Source organism: Curtobacterium sp. SP.BCo (assembly GCF_051903265.1).
Lineage (GTDB): Bacteria > Actinomycetota > Actinomycetes > Actinomycetales > Microbacteriaceae > Curtobacterium.
Genome location: NZ_CP194337.1, coordinates 2359920 through 2375422 on the forward strand (window position 1 = coordinate 2359920; position 15503 = coordinate 2375422).

14 protein-coding genes are annotated in these 15503 nt (G+C 72.1%); 10 read left to right on the top strand and 4 right to left on the bottom strand.

What is annotated here, in order from left to right:
* Positions 1 to 67: 67 nt before the first annotated feature.
* Positions 68 to 2110, top strand: coding sequence for an MSCRAMM family protein (locus tag ACRQ4B_RS11285; RefSeq protein WP_439691538.1), 2043 nt, complete (start codon positions 68 to 70; stop codon positions 2108 to 2110).
* A gap of 402 nt (positions 2111 to 2512) precedes the next feature.
* Here ACRQ4B_RS11285 and ACRQ4B_RS11290 read toward each other — a convergent pair whose 3' ends face one another.
* The gene (locus tag ACRQ4B_RS11290) at positions 2513 to 3874 is read right to left on the bottom strand and encodes an MFS transporter (RefSeq protein WP_439691539.1); all 1362 of its coding nucleotides are present in this window, start codon (positions 3872 to 3874) and stop codon (positions 2513 to 2515) included.
* A 234-nt stretch (positions 3875 to 4108) separates the two neighbouring features.
* A complete protein-coding gene (locus tag ACRQ4B_RS11295; RefSeq protein WP_439691540.1) occupies positions 4109 to 4954 on the bottom strand; it encodes a hypothetical protein in 846 nt (281 codons plus the stop codon).
* A 62-nt stretch (positions 4955 to 5016) separates the two neighbouring features.
* Between ACRQ4B_RS11295 and ACRQ4B_RS11300 the strand changes: the two genes are divergently transcribed.
* Positions 5017 to 5220 (top strand): hypothetical protein, encoded by a 204-nt coding sequence (locus ACRQ4B_RS11300; RefSeq protein WP_439691541.1) that lies wholly within the window; start codon positions 5017 to 5019, stop codon positions 5218 to 5220.
* Positions 5221 to 5254: 34 nt separating this feature from the next.
* On the opposite strand, the gene ACRQ4B_RS11305 is transcribed toward ACRQ4B_RS11300, so the two are convergent.
* Both ACRQ4B_RS11305 and ACRQ4B_RS11310 read right to left on the bottom strand, forming a co-directional pair.
* Entirely contained in the window at positions 5255 to 5992 is a 738-nt protein-coding gene (locus ACRQ4B_RS11305) for a YidC/Oxa1 family membrane protein insertase (RefSeq protein WP_439691542.1), read from the bottom strand.
* A gap of 59 nt (positions 5993 to 6051) precedes the next feature.
* Entirely contained in the window at positions 6052 to 6336 is a 285-nt protein-coding gene (locus ACRQ4B_RS11310) for a DUF6412 domain-containing protein (RefSeq protein ID WP_439691543.1), read from the bottom strand.
* A 67-nt stretch (positions 6337 to 6403) separates the two neighbouring features.
* Here ACRQ4B_RS11310 and ybaK point away from each other — a divergent pair, with 67 nt between their 5' ends.
* The 8 genes from ybaK to pdxT all read left to right on the top strand — a co-directional run bounded on the left by ybaK (position 6404) and on the right by pdxT (position 15362).
* A complete protein-coding gene (ybaK, locus tag ACRQ4B_RS11315; protein WP_439691544.1) occupies positions 6404 to 6889 on the top strand; it encodes a Cys-tRNA(Pro) deacylase in 486 nt (161 codons plus the stop codon).
* A 95-nt stretch (positions 6890 to 6984) separates the two neighbouring features.
* Entirely contained in the window at positions 6985 to 9582 is a 2598-nt protein-coding gene (locus ACRQ4B_RS11320) for an ATP-dependent Clp protease ATP-binding subunit (protein WP_439691545.1), read from the top strand.
* Between the two features lie 566 nt (positions 9583 to 10148).
* Entirely contained in the window at positions 10149 to 10382 is a 234-nt protein-coding gene (locus tag ACRQ4B_RS11325) for a hypothetical protein (protein ID WP_439691546.1), read from the top strand.
* A 161-nt stretch (positions 10383 to 10543) separates the two neighbouring features.
* Complete coding sequence (locus ACRQ4B_RS11330) at positions 10544 to 11086, top strand: adenine phosphoribosyltransferase (RefSeq protein WP_175350591.1); 543 nt, start codon at positions 10544 to 10546, stop codon at positions 11084 to 11086.
* 102 nt (positions 11087 to 11188) lie between these two features.
* Complete coding sequence (gene thrS / locus ACRQ4B_RS11335; RefSeq protein ID WP_439694379.1) at positions 11189 to 13177, top strand: threonine--tRNA ligase; 1989 nt, start codon at positions 11189 to 11191, stop codon at positions 13175 to 13177.
* A 65-nt stretch (positions 13178 to 13242) separates the two neighbouring features.
* Positions 13243 to 13839: an HIT family protein gene (locus tag ACRQ4B_RS11340; protein WP_439694380.1), complete on the top strand. Its 597-nt coding sequence runs from the start codon at positions 13243 to 13245 to the stop codon at positions 13837 to 13839.
* 12 nt (positions 13840 to 13851) lie between these two features.
* A complete protein-coding gene (pdxS, locus tag ACRQ4B_RS11345; protein WP_097179123.1) occupies positions 13852 to 14772 on the top strand; it encodes a pyridoxal 5'-phosphate synthase lyase subunit PdxS in 921 nt (306 codons plus the stop codon).
* Positions 14766 to 15362, top strand: coding sequence for a pyridoxal 5'-phosphate synthase glutaminase subunit PdxT (pdxT, locus tag ACRQ4B_RS11350; RefSeq protein WP_439694381.1), 597 nt, complete (start codon positions 14766 to 14768; stop codon positions 15360 to 15362). Before pdxS ends, pdxT begins: the two co-directional genes overlap by 7 nt.
* The last annotated feature ends 141 nt before the right edge of the window (positions 15363 to 15503 follow it).

The window sequence follows — 15503 nt, forward strand, 5'->3', positions numbered from 1 at the left end:
TTCGCGGTCCGTGGCTAGCCTGAACGAGCGTCGTGGCAGCGCGGCGCAACGAACAGGGGAGTTGCACATGCGGCGTTGGCGCGCGATCACGGCCGGGTTGACCGGGATCGTCCTGGGAGCGGGACTGGCGATCGGGGGCGCGACGAGCGCTTCGGCGGCACCGGCGGGACACTGGGGCACCTTCACACTGAGCGGGTCGAGCAAGAACTACACGGGGACCATGACGCTCCCCGGGTTCCCCGACACCACCTTCACGTCGAACTCGCGCCAGTCCACCGTGATCAGTGGTGCGTCGACGTGGCAGGGACCCTCGACCGGCCCGGGCACTGCCTACGGGTCCAGTCGCGGCAACACCTACATCAACCAGCGGCCCAACACCGACTCGCCCAACGCCGCCGCCGCCTCGACGACGATCTACACGTTCGACGGGCCCACACCCGGCAACAGCAGCTGGTCCTTCGTGCTCGGTGACATCGACGCCGACCAGGCAAGGATCTCCGCGACGGTGCAGGGTGGCGCGGCGGCGACCGCCGCGCAGCTCGGCTACCAGAGTTCGTACAACTCCTGCTCGGCGGTGTCCACCGGCGGTTGGTCCTGCCCAGCGGACCCGGGTGGCGTCCCCGCCGGCCAGGACACGCCGACCTGGGACGCCGCGACGCAGACCCTCACCGGCAACGCCGCGGCGAATGACACCTCGGGTGCCACCGCCTGGTTCACGCCGACCGTGCCGCTCGAGACCCTGACGATCACCTACCAGCAGCGCAGCGGGTTCCCCGTCTACCAGACCTGGTTCGCGAACCGGACCGCAGGGATCTCCGGTACCGCGACGCTCGACGGCACGCCGATCCCGGGCGCGACCGTGACGGTCACCGCGCCGCGCGGCACCGTCTACACCGCGACGACCGCGGCGGACGGCACCTACTCGTTCCCGGAGCTGCCCGTGATCGGCGGCTACACCGTCGCCATCACGCCGCCGCCGAACGCGGAGGGACCCTCCTCGAAGCCCGCGTCGCTGAACACCGCACCGGGCGGGGCCGACGAGGTCGTCGACTTCCCGTTCACCACCCCGCAGGACACGACGTCGGTGATCGGCACGGTCACGGACGTCGATGACCACCCGGTCGCCAACGTCCCGGTCGTCATCACCGACCCGGACACCGGCGCGACCCTGGTCGACACGACGACGAACAGCGACGGCGTCTACACCGGCTCCGACCTGCCCGCCGGTACCGCACTCGACGTCTCGGTCGGCGGCGAGGACCCGACGACCATCACGACCGGCGAGGCCGGCGATCCGCCCGCGACCCTCGAGCCGATCGTGGCACCGCCGGCCGTGGTCGCGACGATCACGGGTGTGGTCACGCTCGACGGCGACCCCGTCGCTGCCGGACGGACGGTCGAGCTCCTCGATGCCGATGGCGCCGTCGTCGGGTCCACCACCACGGGAGCGGACGGCCGGTACACGTTCGCCACCGTCGGCGGCACCTACACGGTGCGGACCACGGTCCCGACGCCGGGAGCGACCGGCGCGACGTCGAACACCGGCGTCGTCGCCACCGCGGGCAGCAGCGTCGAGTCGGACCTGCCCTTCACGACGCCGGCCGCCCCCACGGTGATCACCACGGACCAGCCGGGCACCGTCACGGACACGAACGGCGATCCCGTGGCCGGTGTCGCCGTCGTCGCGACCCCGACGGAGCCCGACTCGGGTGCGCCGGTCCGGACGACCACGGACGCGAACGGCGCGTTCGACCTGACGGGCCTCGCGCCGACCACGGAGTACTCCATCGCCGTCGACGGGGCCGACCCCACCACGATCACCACGCCGGAGAACGGGTCCGCGACGCCGCTCGCGATCACGGTGCCGGCCGCCGTCGTCACCCCGACGCCGACACCCACGCCGAGCCCGTCCGCTTCTGCTCCGGCGGGTGGCGGGACGACCCCGGTGTCCTCGGACGGTGGATCGTCGAACGGTGGCGCGCTGGCGTACACGGGTGCGGACCTCACGCCGGGGTTGATCGCGGCGGGCGTGCTCGTCCTGCTCGGCGGTGGGCTGCTGACCTTCCGCGCGGTGCGCAACCGCCGTCGGACCTCGCACCTGCAGGACTGACCGCCGCGGTCCCGATCGGCGCTGGCGTCGACGGGGCCGTCGAGATCGCACTCCGGCGCGGCTCCCCATCGGAGTCCACCACCGGAGTGCGATCTCGCCGGACGGTCGCCCCGCCGGACGGTCGCCCGGTCGCCTGGCTGGACCACGCGTGACCGCTCGCTGAGATCGCAGTTCGGCGCGTCGTCGTGCCGGGAGAACCCGCCGAAGTGCGATCTCGGCCGGACCACGGGCCCCACGTGGCTGGCCGAGGTCGCACGACGTGCCGCGTGCGTGATGCCGAGGTCGCACGACATGCCGCGTGCGGCACCCCGGAGCGACACTTTCTGCGACCTCGGCCGTCGGGCGGCGAGCCACGGGTGCCGGGCGGCAGGCAGGCGGAAGCGCCCGCCCCAGCGCCCGGCGTCAGCGCCGCCGGCGCGTGGGCACCGAGCCCGTGGCGACGGCCACCGAGCCCGTGAGCGTCTGGATCGCCCGCGACACCACCGGTACCGAGGTCGTGACGACCGCCAGCGACGACGTGATCGCCTCGATCGACGACGTGGACAGGTGCTCCTGCACGTGCGTCTGCACCGGGAAGCCCCGGCGGGCCGCGATCACCACGCCGAGCGAGCCGACCAGCACCGCCGCGCCCGCGAAGGGCATGTACTGCAGCCCGACGATCCCGAGCGCCTGCCCGCCGATCGCCGCACCGCCCGCGATGCCGATGTTCGAGGCACCGTTGACGAGCGCGCCCGCGATGTCGGGGGAGACGCCTCCGGTGCGGATCGCCGCGGCCATGAAGAGCGTGCCCGTCGTGCCGTTCGCGGCCATCCACACACCGGCGACGACCATCGTGCCGAGCAACGATCCGTGCACGAACGGCAGCACGGCGAACGCGGCGGCCATGACGGCCACGGCGGCGATGAGGGTCTGTCGGGGCGCCCGGTCGACGAACATCCCGGCGAGCCAGAGGCCGACGACCCCGGTGCCGCCGAGCACGAGCAGCGCCCCGCTGACCATCCCGGCGTCGAGGCCGGCGTCGATGGCGTAGGGGCCGATGTACGTGTAGACGACGTAGTGCCCGGCGAACAGCAGCAGGTCGGCGACCACGACGGACAGCAGACCGGTTCGCGCCCAGGCCTTCGGGGACCCGATGTGCGGCGACGAGGCACCGCTGACGCTCGGCAGGAACAGCAGCGCGACGACGGCGAGCAGGGCGGCGGCCACGGCGACGGCGCCCACGGCGGGACGCCAGCCGATGGACTGCGCGACCCAGGTGGCCACCGGCACGCCGATGACGAAGCCGAGCGAGCTGCCCGAGTACACGAACGCGATGGCCCGGCCGGCGAGGCGCGGCGGGACGATCCGCGTGGCGTAGGCCGAGGCGACGGAGAAGAACAGCGCGTGGGCGACGCCGCCGACGATGCGGCCGGCGCAGACCACGGCGAACGACGGTGCGAGCGCGATCATCACGTTCGACACGGTGTACCCGACGAGGGTCGCGACGAGCACGGCCTTGCGGGGGAGCCGGGCGGTGAGCGAGGTGAGCGGCAGCGCCAGGATCGCGACGGCCGCGGCGTAGACGGTGACGACCATGCCCATGGTCGACTCGGAGACCCCGAGGTCGGCGCTCATGGTGCCGAGCAGGCCGACGGGCATGAGCTCGGTGGTGATCGCGAAGAACGTGGCGAGCCCGAGCACGGCGATGCCGATCACGGACCCGCTGGTGACGGTGATCGGCCGCGTGTGGGTCACGGCCGGGTTCGTGGTGGTGTTGGTGGACACGCTGCTGACCTCCTCCGGGGCACGGCGGAGCACGCGTCGGCGTCGACGGATCGACGACAGCAGATACGCACTCGCTGGTTGGTGTGGATGTGGATGTGTTCGGGTACGACTCCACGGCGAGTGCGCTCTTCCAGTGTTGCACGATGCGCGGAAGTGGCGCGAGAGGGTTCGCCGAGAATCTCCTAGGAGCGCTCCAACGCAATGGGCGCACAGGCATTCCCGATCTCGACGAACTCAGTTCTCGTTCGTCACGGTGCCCTGCACGCCGCCCCCGCGAAGCGTCAGGGTGAGCGTCCCGCTCATCGACTGGGCCGACAGCGACACCGACCCGTGCAGCGCCTCGGCGCGGGGGTAGCAGGCCGAGGTCGACTCGATGCGGTTCGCGGTGGCGACCAGGCAGATCGTCGACCGGTCGGTCCCGACGCCGGCCCAGACGCTCCAGGGCGTCTCGAAGGCGCTGCCGTCCAGCGCCCGGTTCGTGAAGATGAGCCGGGTGGTCCGCAGGCTCACCGGCGCCTCGACCGGACCCGGCAGCTGGTCGGCGTAGGTCTGCGGCATGTCGAGGAGGTCCTCGAGCGTCACGGTCCCGGCCGTCGGGGTCACGCTCGGCGCTGCGGCCTGGTCCTGCCGGGGCGCGCCGACGACCGTCCCGGCCGCGAAGGCGACCCCGACCGCGGCGGCCACGCCGAGCGCGATCCACACACGTGGTCGGTTGGCCAGCAGCGACCGCAGCGCACGACGCCACCACGTCACGTCCGACGGGAGGCGCGGCTCGTCCCCGGCGTGGACGTCGCCGTCCGGCAGCGGGGCGCCCTCCACCCCGCCTGCCGCGGTCCGCCCCGCCGGCTCGCCGGGGGCGACCGCGGGGGGTTCGATCGACCACGTCGTGGCCGGTGGCGACGGGGCGACGGGTGTCGTGCCTCCAGGCTGGGGGACCGGCACCGACGGCGGTCGGCGGCGGCCCGTCCGGAGCCGCTGCAGGGCCAGGCGTGCCTGCGCGGCCTCGTCCTCGGACGCGCCGCCGCCCCACGCGAGCGCCTCGAGCCGTGCGCGTTCGGCTGCCACGTCGTCGTCGGCCATGTCTCATCGTCCCACCGGCGCCCGGTGCGTGCCCGCCCAGTTCGGGGGCGTAGACGTGACGGATGACCGAGAAGCACGACGTCGACCCCGAGACCCTCGAGCCCCTGAGCCACGACACGCAGTCCGGCGAGGCGGACTACGTCGCGACGAGCCCCGGCGGGAGCGGCACCGAGCGGCACGTCCCCACCGCGGACGAGGAGCAGGGTCGCGGCACCGAGTACGACCCCGTCGACCAGGGCCCGCAGCAGGAGGGCCAGGGCGGCTGACCTCGCCCCGCAGTCCGGCGGCGGCGCGTCGACGTCAGGCGAGCACCCGACGGAGGACCGCGCGCTCCCCGTACGTCCACACGGCGCTCGTGACGACGTAGATCGCCGCGGCGAGGGGCGCGATCGCCGCGAAGACCACCGTCACGAACGGGACGTACCGCCCGATCGCCGCCGTCGCCGCTGCGCCCGGCACGGCGGGGTCCGGCACCGCGGCCGGGTTCCAGCGCAGGTTCGCCCGGCGGGTGAGCTCGACGACGACGGCGAGCACGGCGAGCAGCAGCAGGACGACCCACGCGTGCGCCCACAGCGGTGACGTGAGCACGAGCACGAGGGAGTGTCCGAGCGGCACCCCGGCGAGGGTGGCGGTCAGCAGGGTGTTCGTCGCTCCGCCGATCGACGCGTGCGTGAAGAGCGCGTACACGAGGGAGAGCACCGGCGCCTGCGCGAGCACCGGCAGGCAGCCGGCGAGGGGCGAGACCTTCTCGTTCGTGTAGAGCTCCTGCATCGCGCGTTGCAGCCGCTGGGTGTCCGTGCCGTGGCGCTCCCGGAGCGCGGCGAGCTGCGGGGCGAGCCGTCGGCGGTCCCGCTCGGCCCGCACCTGGAGCACGGCGAGCGGGACGAGCGCGGCCCGGACCGCGAGGGTGAGCAGGACGACGGTGATCGCCGCGGCGAGTCCGCCGACCACGGGCGAGAGCGTCGCCGTGACGGCGGCGAGGAGGTCGGCGCCGCCGTGCAGCAGCGGGCCGACGAGGGGCAGGGTGGAGAGGTCCATGACGTTCCGATCGGTTCGGTGGGTGGGGTCGCGTGCGCGGCCCGGCCACCGGTCGGTGGTCAGGCCGTGGGCACGGCTCCCGGAGCCCGCGGGCGGGCGTGTCCGTCGGCGTCGGGGTGACTCCACGCGATGCGGGTGACGAGGTCGGCCGGAGCGCGCGAGGACGCACCCGAGCGGACCGGGACGACGCCGAGCACGAGCGCGAGGACCGCTGCGACGACGACCGCGACCGCCACCGCGGTGAGCCCGAGGGCGGCGACGGCGACGAGCGGGACGGCACCCACCGACGGGTCGCCGAGGACCAGCGCGGCGGTGAGGCGCAGGAAGAGCTCGACGACGGTCATGGTCCGTTCAGGGTAACGCCCGCGCGCCGTCCGGTGGGAAGTGGCTGGTCACGGCAGGATCGAGCCCATGACCGCAGGTTCGCCGAGCACCCCAGCGACCGCCGCCCTCGACCGGGCGGGGGTCGCGTACACCCCGCACGTCTACGAGCACCACGAGACCGCGACGAACTTCGGTGAGGAGGCCGCGGCCGCCCTCGGGCTCCGCGAGGAGCAGGTGTTCAAGACCCTCGTGGTGTCGGTCGACGGCGCCCTCGCGGTGGCGATCGTCCCGGTGGCGAACCGGTTGGACCTCAAGGCCATCGCGGCGGCGGTCGGCGGCAAGAAGGCCACCCTCGCGGATCCGGCACTCGCGGAGAAGCGCACGGGGTACGTCGTCGGCGGCATCAGCCCGGTCGGGCAGAAGACGAAGCTGCGCACCGTGGTGGACGAGTCGGCGTTGTCGTACGCGAGCATCTTCGTGTCCGGCGGTCGTCGTGGGTTCGACATCGAGGTGGCACCGGCCGACCTCGTCCGCGTCACCGAGGCGACCGCGGCACCGATCGCTCGGGCCTGAGTCCGGTCGCCTCAACTTTCTCCGGACCCGGGGAATGACCGGGCTCCTCCTGCGTTGCATTGAGTCGAAGGCACTCAAGTTCCCAGGAGGTCCCTTTGCCAGCAACGTTCGGCCCGACCGGCGGCAACGACTCGTTCGACGAGTTCCTCGCGCGCCTCATCGCGGCACAGGACACCGGCGCCCAGCGATCCGTACCGCTGGGACGCCCGGTCGACATCACACGACTGCTCAGTCGTCGCACCCACGAGCTGCTCCAGCGCACCGCGGAGTACGCCGTCGAGCAGGGCCAGCACGAGGTCGACGCCCTGCACATCCTGCACGTGCTCGTCCGCACCGACCCGTTCACCGCGGTCGTCCGGCACGCCGGGGTCGACCCGGTGCAGCTCGCCGAGGAGATCGAGCAGCGCCTGCCGATGGCCCGCGACGAGCGCGACCAGCTCGACGGCCGCCCGGCGCTGACCGGCACGGCGCAGCGCATCCTGCTCGAGGCCACCCAGGCCGCACGAGGGTTCGGCAGCACGTACACCGACCCCGAGCACGTCTTCTTCGCGCTCGTCATGGACCAGGACACCGTGACCGGGCAGCTCCTCGCCAGCGCCGGCGTCACGCCGCAGGCCATGCAGTCCTACGCACAACAGGCCGCCGCCGCGGCCAGGGAGGGGCACCCGATGCCCGGTGCAGCCGAGTCCGACCAGCAGCAGGAGCAGTCGGACACCCCGACGCTCGACCAGTTCGGCACCGACCTCACCGAGCGTGCCCGGCAGGGCGGCATCGACCCCGTGATCGGCCGTGCCGACGAGATCGAGCAGACCGTCGAGATCCTGCTCCGACGCACCAAGAACAACCCCGTCCTCATCGGTGAGCCCGGTGTCGGCAAGACCGCGATCGTCGAGGGCCTCGCCCAGCGCATCGCGGAGGGCGACGTCCCCTCGCTCCTGCAGGGCAAGCGGGTCGTCGCGCTCGACCTCGCCGGCATGCTCTCCGGCACCCGTTACCGCGGCGACTTCGAGGAGCGCCTGACGACGGCCATGGAGGAGATCGCGGCGCACGCCGACGAGCTCATCGTGTTCGTCGACGAGCTGCACACCGTCGTCGGCGCCGGCGGTGGCGGCGAGGGCGGGTCGATGGACGCCGGCAACATCCTGAAGCCCCGGCTCGCTCGCGGCGACCTGCACCTCGTCGGCGCGACCACGCTCAACGAGTACCGCCGGATCGAGAAGGACGCCGCCCTCGAGCGCCGCTTCCAGCCGGTCACCGTCGGGGAGCCGAGCGTCGAGGACGCCGTCGCGATCCTGACCGGTCTGGCGCCGCGCTACGCCGAGCACCACGGGGTGACCTACACCGAGGACGCCCTCCGCGCCGCCGTCGAGCTGTCGCACCGCTACGTGACCGACCGGCACCTCCCCGACAAGGCCATCGACCTCGTCGACCAGGCCGGCGCACGCCGTCGACTCGCCCTGTCGGGTGACGTCGACGTCGATGCCCTCCGTTCGCAGATCGCGACGCTGACCGCGTCGAAGGACGCGGCCGTGGCCGAGGAGCACTACGAGGAGGCGTCGCGCCTGCGCGACGAGATCGACGGCCTGGAGGCGCGGATCACCGCCGCCCTCGAGGCGGACACCGGTCCGGCCTCCCGTCCGGAGACCGTGGGCACCTCGATCACGGAAGCGGACATCGCCGAGGTGGTGGCGCGCGCGACCGGCATCCCGGCGACCCGCCTGACCCGGGGCGACCGCTCCCGGCTCGCCGCGCTCGAGGACGAGCTCCACGAGCGCGTCGTCGGACAGGACGACGCCGTCCGCGCCATCGCGACCGCGGTCCGGCGCAGCCGGACCGGCATGGGCGACCCGCGTCGTCCGGTCGGGAGCTTCCTGTTCCTCGGCCCGACGGGCGTCGGCAAGACCGAACTCGCGAAGGCCCTGGCGGGGTCGCTGTTCGGCGACGAGTCCGCGATGCTGCGCTTCGACATGAGCGAGTTCGGTGAACGACACACCGTGTCCCGCCTGGTCGGCGCCCCTCCCGGGTACGTCGGCTACGACGAGGCCGGGCAGCTCACCGAGCGCGTCCGCCGGAACCCGTACTCGGTGATCCTGCTCGACGAGGTCGAGAAGGCGCACCCGGACGTGTTCAACCTGCTGTTGCAGGTGCTCGACGACGGCCGGCTCACCGACGGACAGGGGCGCACGGTCGACTTCCGGAACACGGTGGTGATCATGACGTCGAACATCGGGTCGGAGTTCCTCGCATCACGGTCCGGTGCGCTGGGCTTCTCGGCGGTCGGGTCCGACGACGGGTACCGCGAGGACGACCTGCACGCCCGCGTCATGGGCAAGCTGCGCGAGGCGATGCGGCCGGAGTTCATCAACCGCATCGACGAGATCGTGCTGTTCCGCAAGCTCGACCGGTCGCAGCTGCACGCGATCGTGTCCCTGCTGCTGCAGGACACCGCGCTCCGACTGCTCGCACAGGGCATGCGGCTGTCGGTGTCGGACGCGGCGGTCGACTGGCTCGCCGAGCACGGCTACGAGCCGGAGTACGGCGCCCGGCCGCTGCGGCGCCTGATCCAGCGCGAGGTCGACGACCGGATCGCGAACCTCGTGGTGGACGAGGCCGTGACGGACGGCGACACCGTCGCGGTCGACGTCGTCGACGGTGTGCTCGCGGCCACGGTCGCGGTGCCCGCCGCGGTCTAGTCACCCCCTCGGGACGCCCCCGGTGCCGTTCGGCGCCGGGGGCGTCCTGCTGTTCGGGAATGCAATTCCGGAAGAATCGCAGAAAAGGGGTTGCGTCGGGAATGCAGGTGTGGATAGTGTTCGGGGGCGGCGAACACCACGCCGCACAATCCACGTCAGCACGAGACCGAGAGGGGGCCAGACCATGATGATCACCGCAACGACTCCGTTCCGTGGAATCCGTGTGACCGGCGGCACCCCGATCCGGGTCCGCTGACACGGAGCGTCCCACACCTGTCGACACCCTCGTCCAGGCCCACCCGCGCTGAGTTGACCTCGCCGGGCACGGCCTGACACCTCGGTCGGTCGCACCTCTCGAACGCTCGTCCGTCGCCGCTCACCGGCGCCACGGTCGCGCGTTCGGAATGCGGCCATGAATGTCGGTGGTGGGTGTGACGCTCCTGGTATCGGCAGCAATTCCGCACCGCCTCCGTGCGCATTCTCGTGCGGTCCGCGGACTGCATTCTCATGCATTCATCTCCTGCCCGTGTGCCGGGCAGTTCCGTCATGCCCTGAAGGGGACCACCTTGTCCACGAAGACCACCATCCGCCCTCCCGATACCCGTGCGGTGCGCCGTCGGGTGTCGCTCTCCGACCGCATCGCGCTCCGCATCGGGATGACCCTCATCATCTGGAGCCGACGCACCCACCGTGTGCGTCCGTCGGTCGACTTCGAGACCCGTCAGCGCCTCGAACGCGAGCGGCTCGACCGAGAGGCCCGCTGGCTCATCCAGAGCGCAGCGATGCACCTCTGGCACTAGCCGGCACCGAGGATCCGCAGTGTGCGGGGTCCCGCGCTCCGTGACCGCCCGCCCGGGTCGCACTGAGCGCGGGACCTCGCACCGTGTCGGAGCCACCACGCACCACGCGGGGCCACGGCCCGCGTGCCGGGCGCACCCCGCGCCTCCCGTACCGTTGTCGGGTGACCGAAACCGCAGCTGCCCTCGTCGAACGACTCACCGCCATCGTCCCGGACTTCCCGACGCCCGGGATCCTGTTCCGCGACGTCACGCCGGTGTTCTCCGACGCGGTCGCGTTCGGCCGCGTGTGCGAGGCCCTCGCCGCACCGTTCGCGATCGGTGACGGGTTCGCGGCGGTCGCCGGGATCGAGGCCCGCGGCTTCGCCCTCGCCGGTGGGATCGCCGCCCAGCACCAGGTCGGCGTGCTCACCGTCCGGAAGGCGGGCAAGCTCCCCGGCGAGGTCCTCAGCGAGCAGTACGCGCTGGAGTACGGCGAGGCGGAGCTCGAACTCCGCCCGGGGCAGCTGCCGGCCGGCACCCGTGTGCTCGTCGTCGACGACGTGCTCGCGACCGGCGGCACTGCAGCCGCCACCGTCACGCTGCTGGAGCGCGCCGGGTACGAGGCGATCGGCTTCGCGGCGCTGCTCGAACTCGACGGACTCGCCGGGCGCGAGCGACTCGAGCCGCGCCTGCCCGTGCAGACCCTCGGCGCCGTCCCGGCGTGAGCGTCCGCGCGCACTAGTCTTGACGCACCAATTCGATCGAGGAGTCCCATCATCGTGACCGAGTCAGTCGCCGCTTCGCCGGAGAACGCCGAGCCCGCCGCCGTGCCCCAGGCACCCGAGCCCCGCACCGCGACGACGACCACGACGGGCACCGAGCTCTTCGACGGCGTCCGCGGCGTGGTCGCGATCCGGGTGTCCGGCGTCCTGAAGGACCTCGCCGCAACGGTCGATGCCGGAGACGTCGTCGAGCCGGTGACGCTCGACGAGCAGGACGGCCTCGACATCCTCCGCCACTCGGCTGCGCACGTGCTCGCGCAGGCCGTGCAGCAGATCAACCCGGACGCCAAGCTCGGGATCGGTCCGCCGGTCACCGACGGCTACTACTACGACTTCGACGTCGCCGAGCCCTTCACGCCGGAGGACCTCAAGGCGATCGAGAAGGGCATGGACCGCATCATCCGACAGGCCCAGCGCTTCCGTCGCGTCGTCGTCACCGACGAGGAAGCCCGCGAGCGCATGGCGGGGGAGCCGTACAAGCAGGAGCTCATCGGCCTGAAGGGCGCTGCCGACGAGGGCGACTCCGGCGAGAGCGTCGAGGTCGGCGCCGGCGAGCTGACGGTCTACGAGAACGTCGACCCGAAGTCCGGCGAGGTCGTCTGGCAGGACCTCTGCCGCGGACCGCACGTCCCGCACACCCGCTGGATCGGCAACGCGTCGAAGCTCATGCGCGTCGCCGCCGCGTACTGGCGCGGCTCCGAGAAGAACCCGCAGCTGCAGCGCATCTACGGCACGGCGTGGCCGGACAAGGAGCTGCTGAAGGCGCACCTCGAGCGACTCGAAGAGGCCGCCAAGCGCGACCACCGTCGTCTCGGCGCCGAACTCGACCTGTTCTCGTTCCCGGACGAGATCGGTTCCGGCCTGGCGATCTTCCACCCGAAGGGCGGCATCATCCGCCGCGAGATGGAGGACTACTCGCGCCGCCGGCACGAGCAGGAGGGCTACTCCTTCGTCTACACGCCGCACATCACCAAGGGCGACCTGTTCGAGCAGTCCGGTCACCTCGGCTGGTACAAGGACGGCATGTTCCCGGCCATGCACATGGACGAGGCACGCGACGAGGACGGCAACGTCACCCGCCAGGGCGCCGACTACTACCTCAAGCCGATGAACTGCCCGATGCACATCCTGGCGTACCGCTCGCAGGCCCGGTCCTACCGCGACCTGCCGCTCCGGATGTTCGAGTTCGGCACGGTGTACCGCAACGAGAAGTCCGGCGTCATCCACGGGCTCACCCGCGTGCGCGGCATGACCCAGGACGACGCCCACATCTTCACCACGCAGGAGAAGATGAAGGAGGAGCTCACCACGACGCTCCAGTTCGTGCTCTCCTTGCTGCGCGACTACGGCCTCGATGACTTCTACCTCGAGCTCTCCACGAAGGACCCGGAGAAGTACGTCGGCGACGACGAGGTCTGGGAGGTCGCGACGAACACGCTGCGCGAGGTCGCCGAGGAATCCGGCCTCGAGCTCGTGCCGGACCCGGCGGGCGCCGCGTTCTACGGCCCGAAGATCTCGGTGCAGGCGCGCGACGCCATCGGTCGCACCTGGCAGATGTCGACCGTGCAGCTCGACTTCAACCTGCCCGAGCGGTTCGGCCTGGAGTACGCGGCGGCGGACGGCACCCGGCAGCGCCCCGTGATGATCCACCGCGCGCTGTTCGGCTCGATCGAGCGGTTCTTCGGCGTCCTCACCGAGCACTACGCCGGCGCGTTCCCGGCGTGGCTCGCCCCGGTGCAGGTCGTCGCGATCCCGGTCGCGGCCGAGTACGGCGACTACCTGGACGAGGTCGTCGCGAAGCTCCGCGCGCACGGTGTCCGTGCCGAGGTCGACCACTCGGACGACCGCATGCAGAAGAAGATCCGCACGCACACGAAGCAGAAGGTGCCGTTCCAGCTCATCGCCGGTGGCGACGACCGGGACGCCGGTGCGGTGTCCTTCCGCTTCCGCGACGGCCGCCAGGACAACGGCGTGCCGGTCGACGAAGCGGTCGAGCGCATCCTCACCGCGATCCGCGAGCGCGCGCAGGTCTGATGGACCGCACGGGAGGCACGGGGCCCGACGCCGGGGCCGGTCACGTCGACGACGTGGCCGGCCCCATGGCCGAGCCCACCGCCGGCTCCCTCGGCGAGTCGGGCGACGATCCGCTCGTCATCCGCGACGCGTCGTCCGGTGCAGCCGTCCCCGACGCGTTCCAGCGGCTCTGGAACCCGCACCGGATGGCGTACATCGACGCCGGCCGCGAAGGTCGGGGCCGCGGCCACGACGACGACTGCCCGTTCTGCGAGGCGCCGCAGAAGTCCGACGAGGACGCCCTGATCGTGGCCCGCGGCGAGCACGCCTACGTGCTGCTCAACCTGTTCCCGTACAACAACGGGCACCTGCTCGTCTGCCCGTACCGGCACGTCCCGCTCTACGACGAGGCCGCCCCGGACGAGCTGCGCGAGATCGGTGAGCTGACGCAGACGGCGATGCGTGTCCTCCGTGCCGTGTCGCACTGCGACGGTTTCAACATCGGCATGAACCAGGGCGAGGTCGCCGGGGCCGGGGTCGCCGGCCACCTGCACCAGCACATCGTGCCGCGGTGGCAGTCGGACGCCAACTTCTTCCCGATCATCGCGCGGACGAAGTCGATGTCGCAGCTGCTCGGCGAGACCCGCCGCCTCGTCGCCGAAGGCTGGCCCGGGGACCACTAGACTGTCGGCATCATGAGCGACAGCAGCAGCACCCCGAGCACCCCCGGCACCTCGATCACCGGCTCCGACCGCGTCAAGCGCGGCCTCGCGGAGATGCTCAAGGGCGGCGTCATCATGGACGTCGTCGACGCCGAGCAGGCCCGCATCGCCGAAGAGGCCGGTGCCACCGCCGTCATGGCCCTCGAGCGCGTCCCCGCGGACATCCGTGCGCAGGGCGGCGTGGCCCGCATGTCCGACCCGTCGATGATCGAGGAGATCATCGCGGCCGTGTCGATCCCGGTGATGGCGAAGGCGCGCATCGGCCACTTCGTCGAGGCGCAGGTCCTGCAGGAGCTCGGCGTCGACTACATCGACGAGTCCGAGGTGCTGTCGCCTGCCGACTACGTCAACCACATCGACAAGTGGAACTTCACCACCCCCTTCGTCTGCGGTGCCACCAACCTGGGCGAGGCGCTCCGCCGCATCACCGAGGGCGCGGCCATGATCCGCTCCAAGGGCGAGGCCGGCACCGGCGACGTGTCCGAGGCCACCAAGCACATCCGGACGATCAACAAGGAGATCGCCGCCCTCCGCTACCTCAAGGAGGACGAGCTCTACGTCGCCGCGAAGGAGCTGCAGGCGCCGTTCGACGTCGTCAAGGAGGTCGCGCAGACCGGCAAGCTCCCGGTGGTGCTCTTCACCGCCGGTGGTGTCGCCACCCCGGCCGACGCCGCGATGATGATGCAGCTCGGCGCCGACGGCGTGTTCGTCGGCTCGGGCATCTTCAAGTCCGGCGACCCGGCCGCCCGCGCCGCGGCCATCGTCAAGGCCGTGACCTTCCACGACGACCCCAAGGTCATCGCCGAGGTCTCCCGCGGACTGGGCGAGGCGATGGTCGGCATCAACGTCGCCGACGTCCCCGCGCCGCACCGCCTGGCCGAGCGCGGCTGGTGAGCGCCCGGCCCCGCATCGGGGTCCTCGCGCTGCAGGGCGACTTCCGCGAGCACATCGCCTCGCTGACCGAGCTCGGCGCCGACGTGGTGCCGCTCCGTCGGCCGGAGGAGATCGCCACGTTGCACGGCGTCGTCATCCCCGGCGGCGAGTCGAGCGTGATGGACAAGCTGTCCCGGTCGTTCGGCGTCGCCGAGCCGCTGTCGGCGGCCATCCGCGGCGGACTCCCGACGTACGGCACCTGTGCGGGCATGATCATGCTGTCCTCCCGCATCGCCGCCGGCATCCCGGGGCAGCAGACGCTCGACGTGCTCGACACGACGGTGCGGCGGAACGCGTTCGGCAGCCAGAACGACTCCTTCGAGACCGACATCCCGATGCCGGCGCTCGGTGACGCCCCGGTGCACGCGGTGTTCATCCGTGCCCCCGTGGTGGAGCAGCACGGTGCCGGCGTCCGGGTCCTCGGGGCGCTGCCAGACGGTCAGGTCGTCGCCGTGCAGCAGGACGCCGTCATCGCGAGTGCGTTCCACCCGGAGGTCGCGGGCGAGGACCGCTTCCACCGGCGCTTCCTCGACCTCGTCCGCTCGGCCTGACGCAGCCCGCCGCCGCCGCGAGACTCGCGGTGAGCGACAGTTCTCGCGCCGAGAGGCCCGAGAGTCGTCGCTGACCGCGAGACTCGCCCCCGAAGCGCGCGCCGCCGAAGCGCGCGCCGCCGAAGCGCGCGCCCCAGGAGC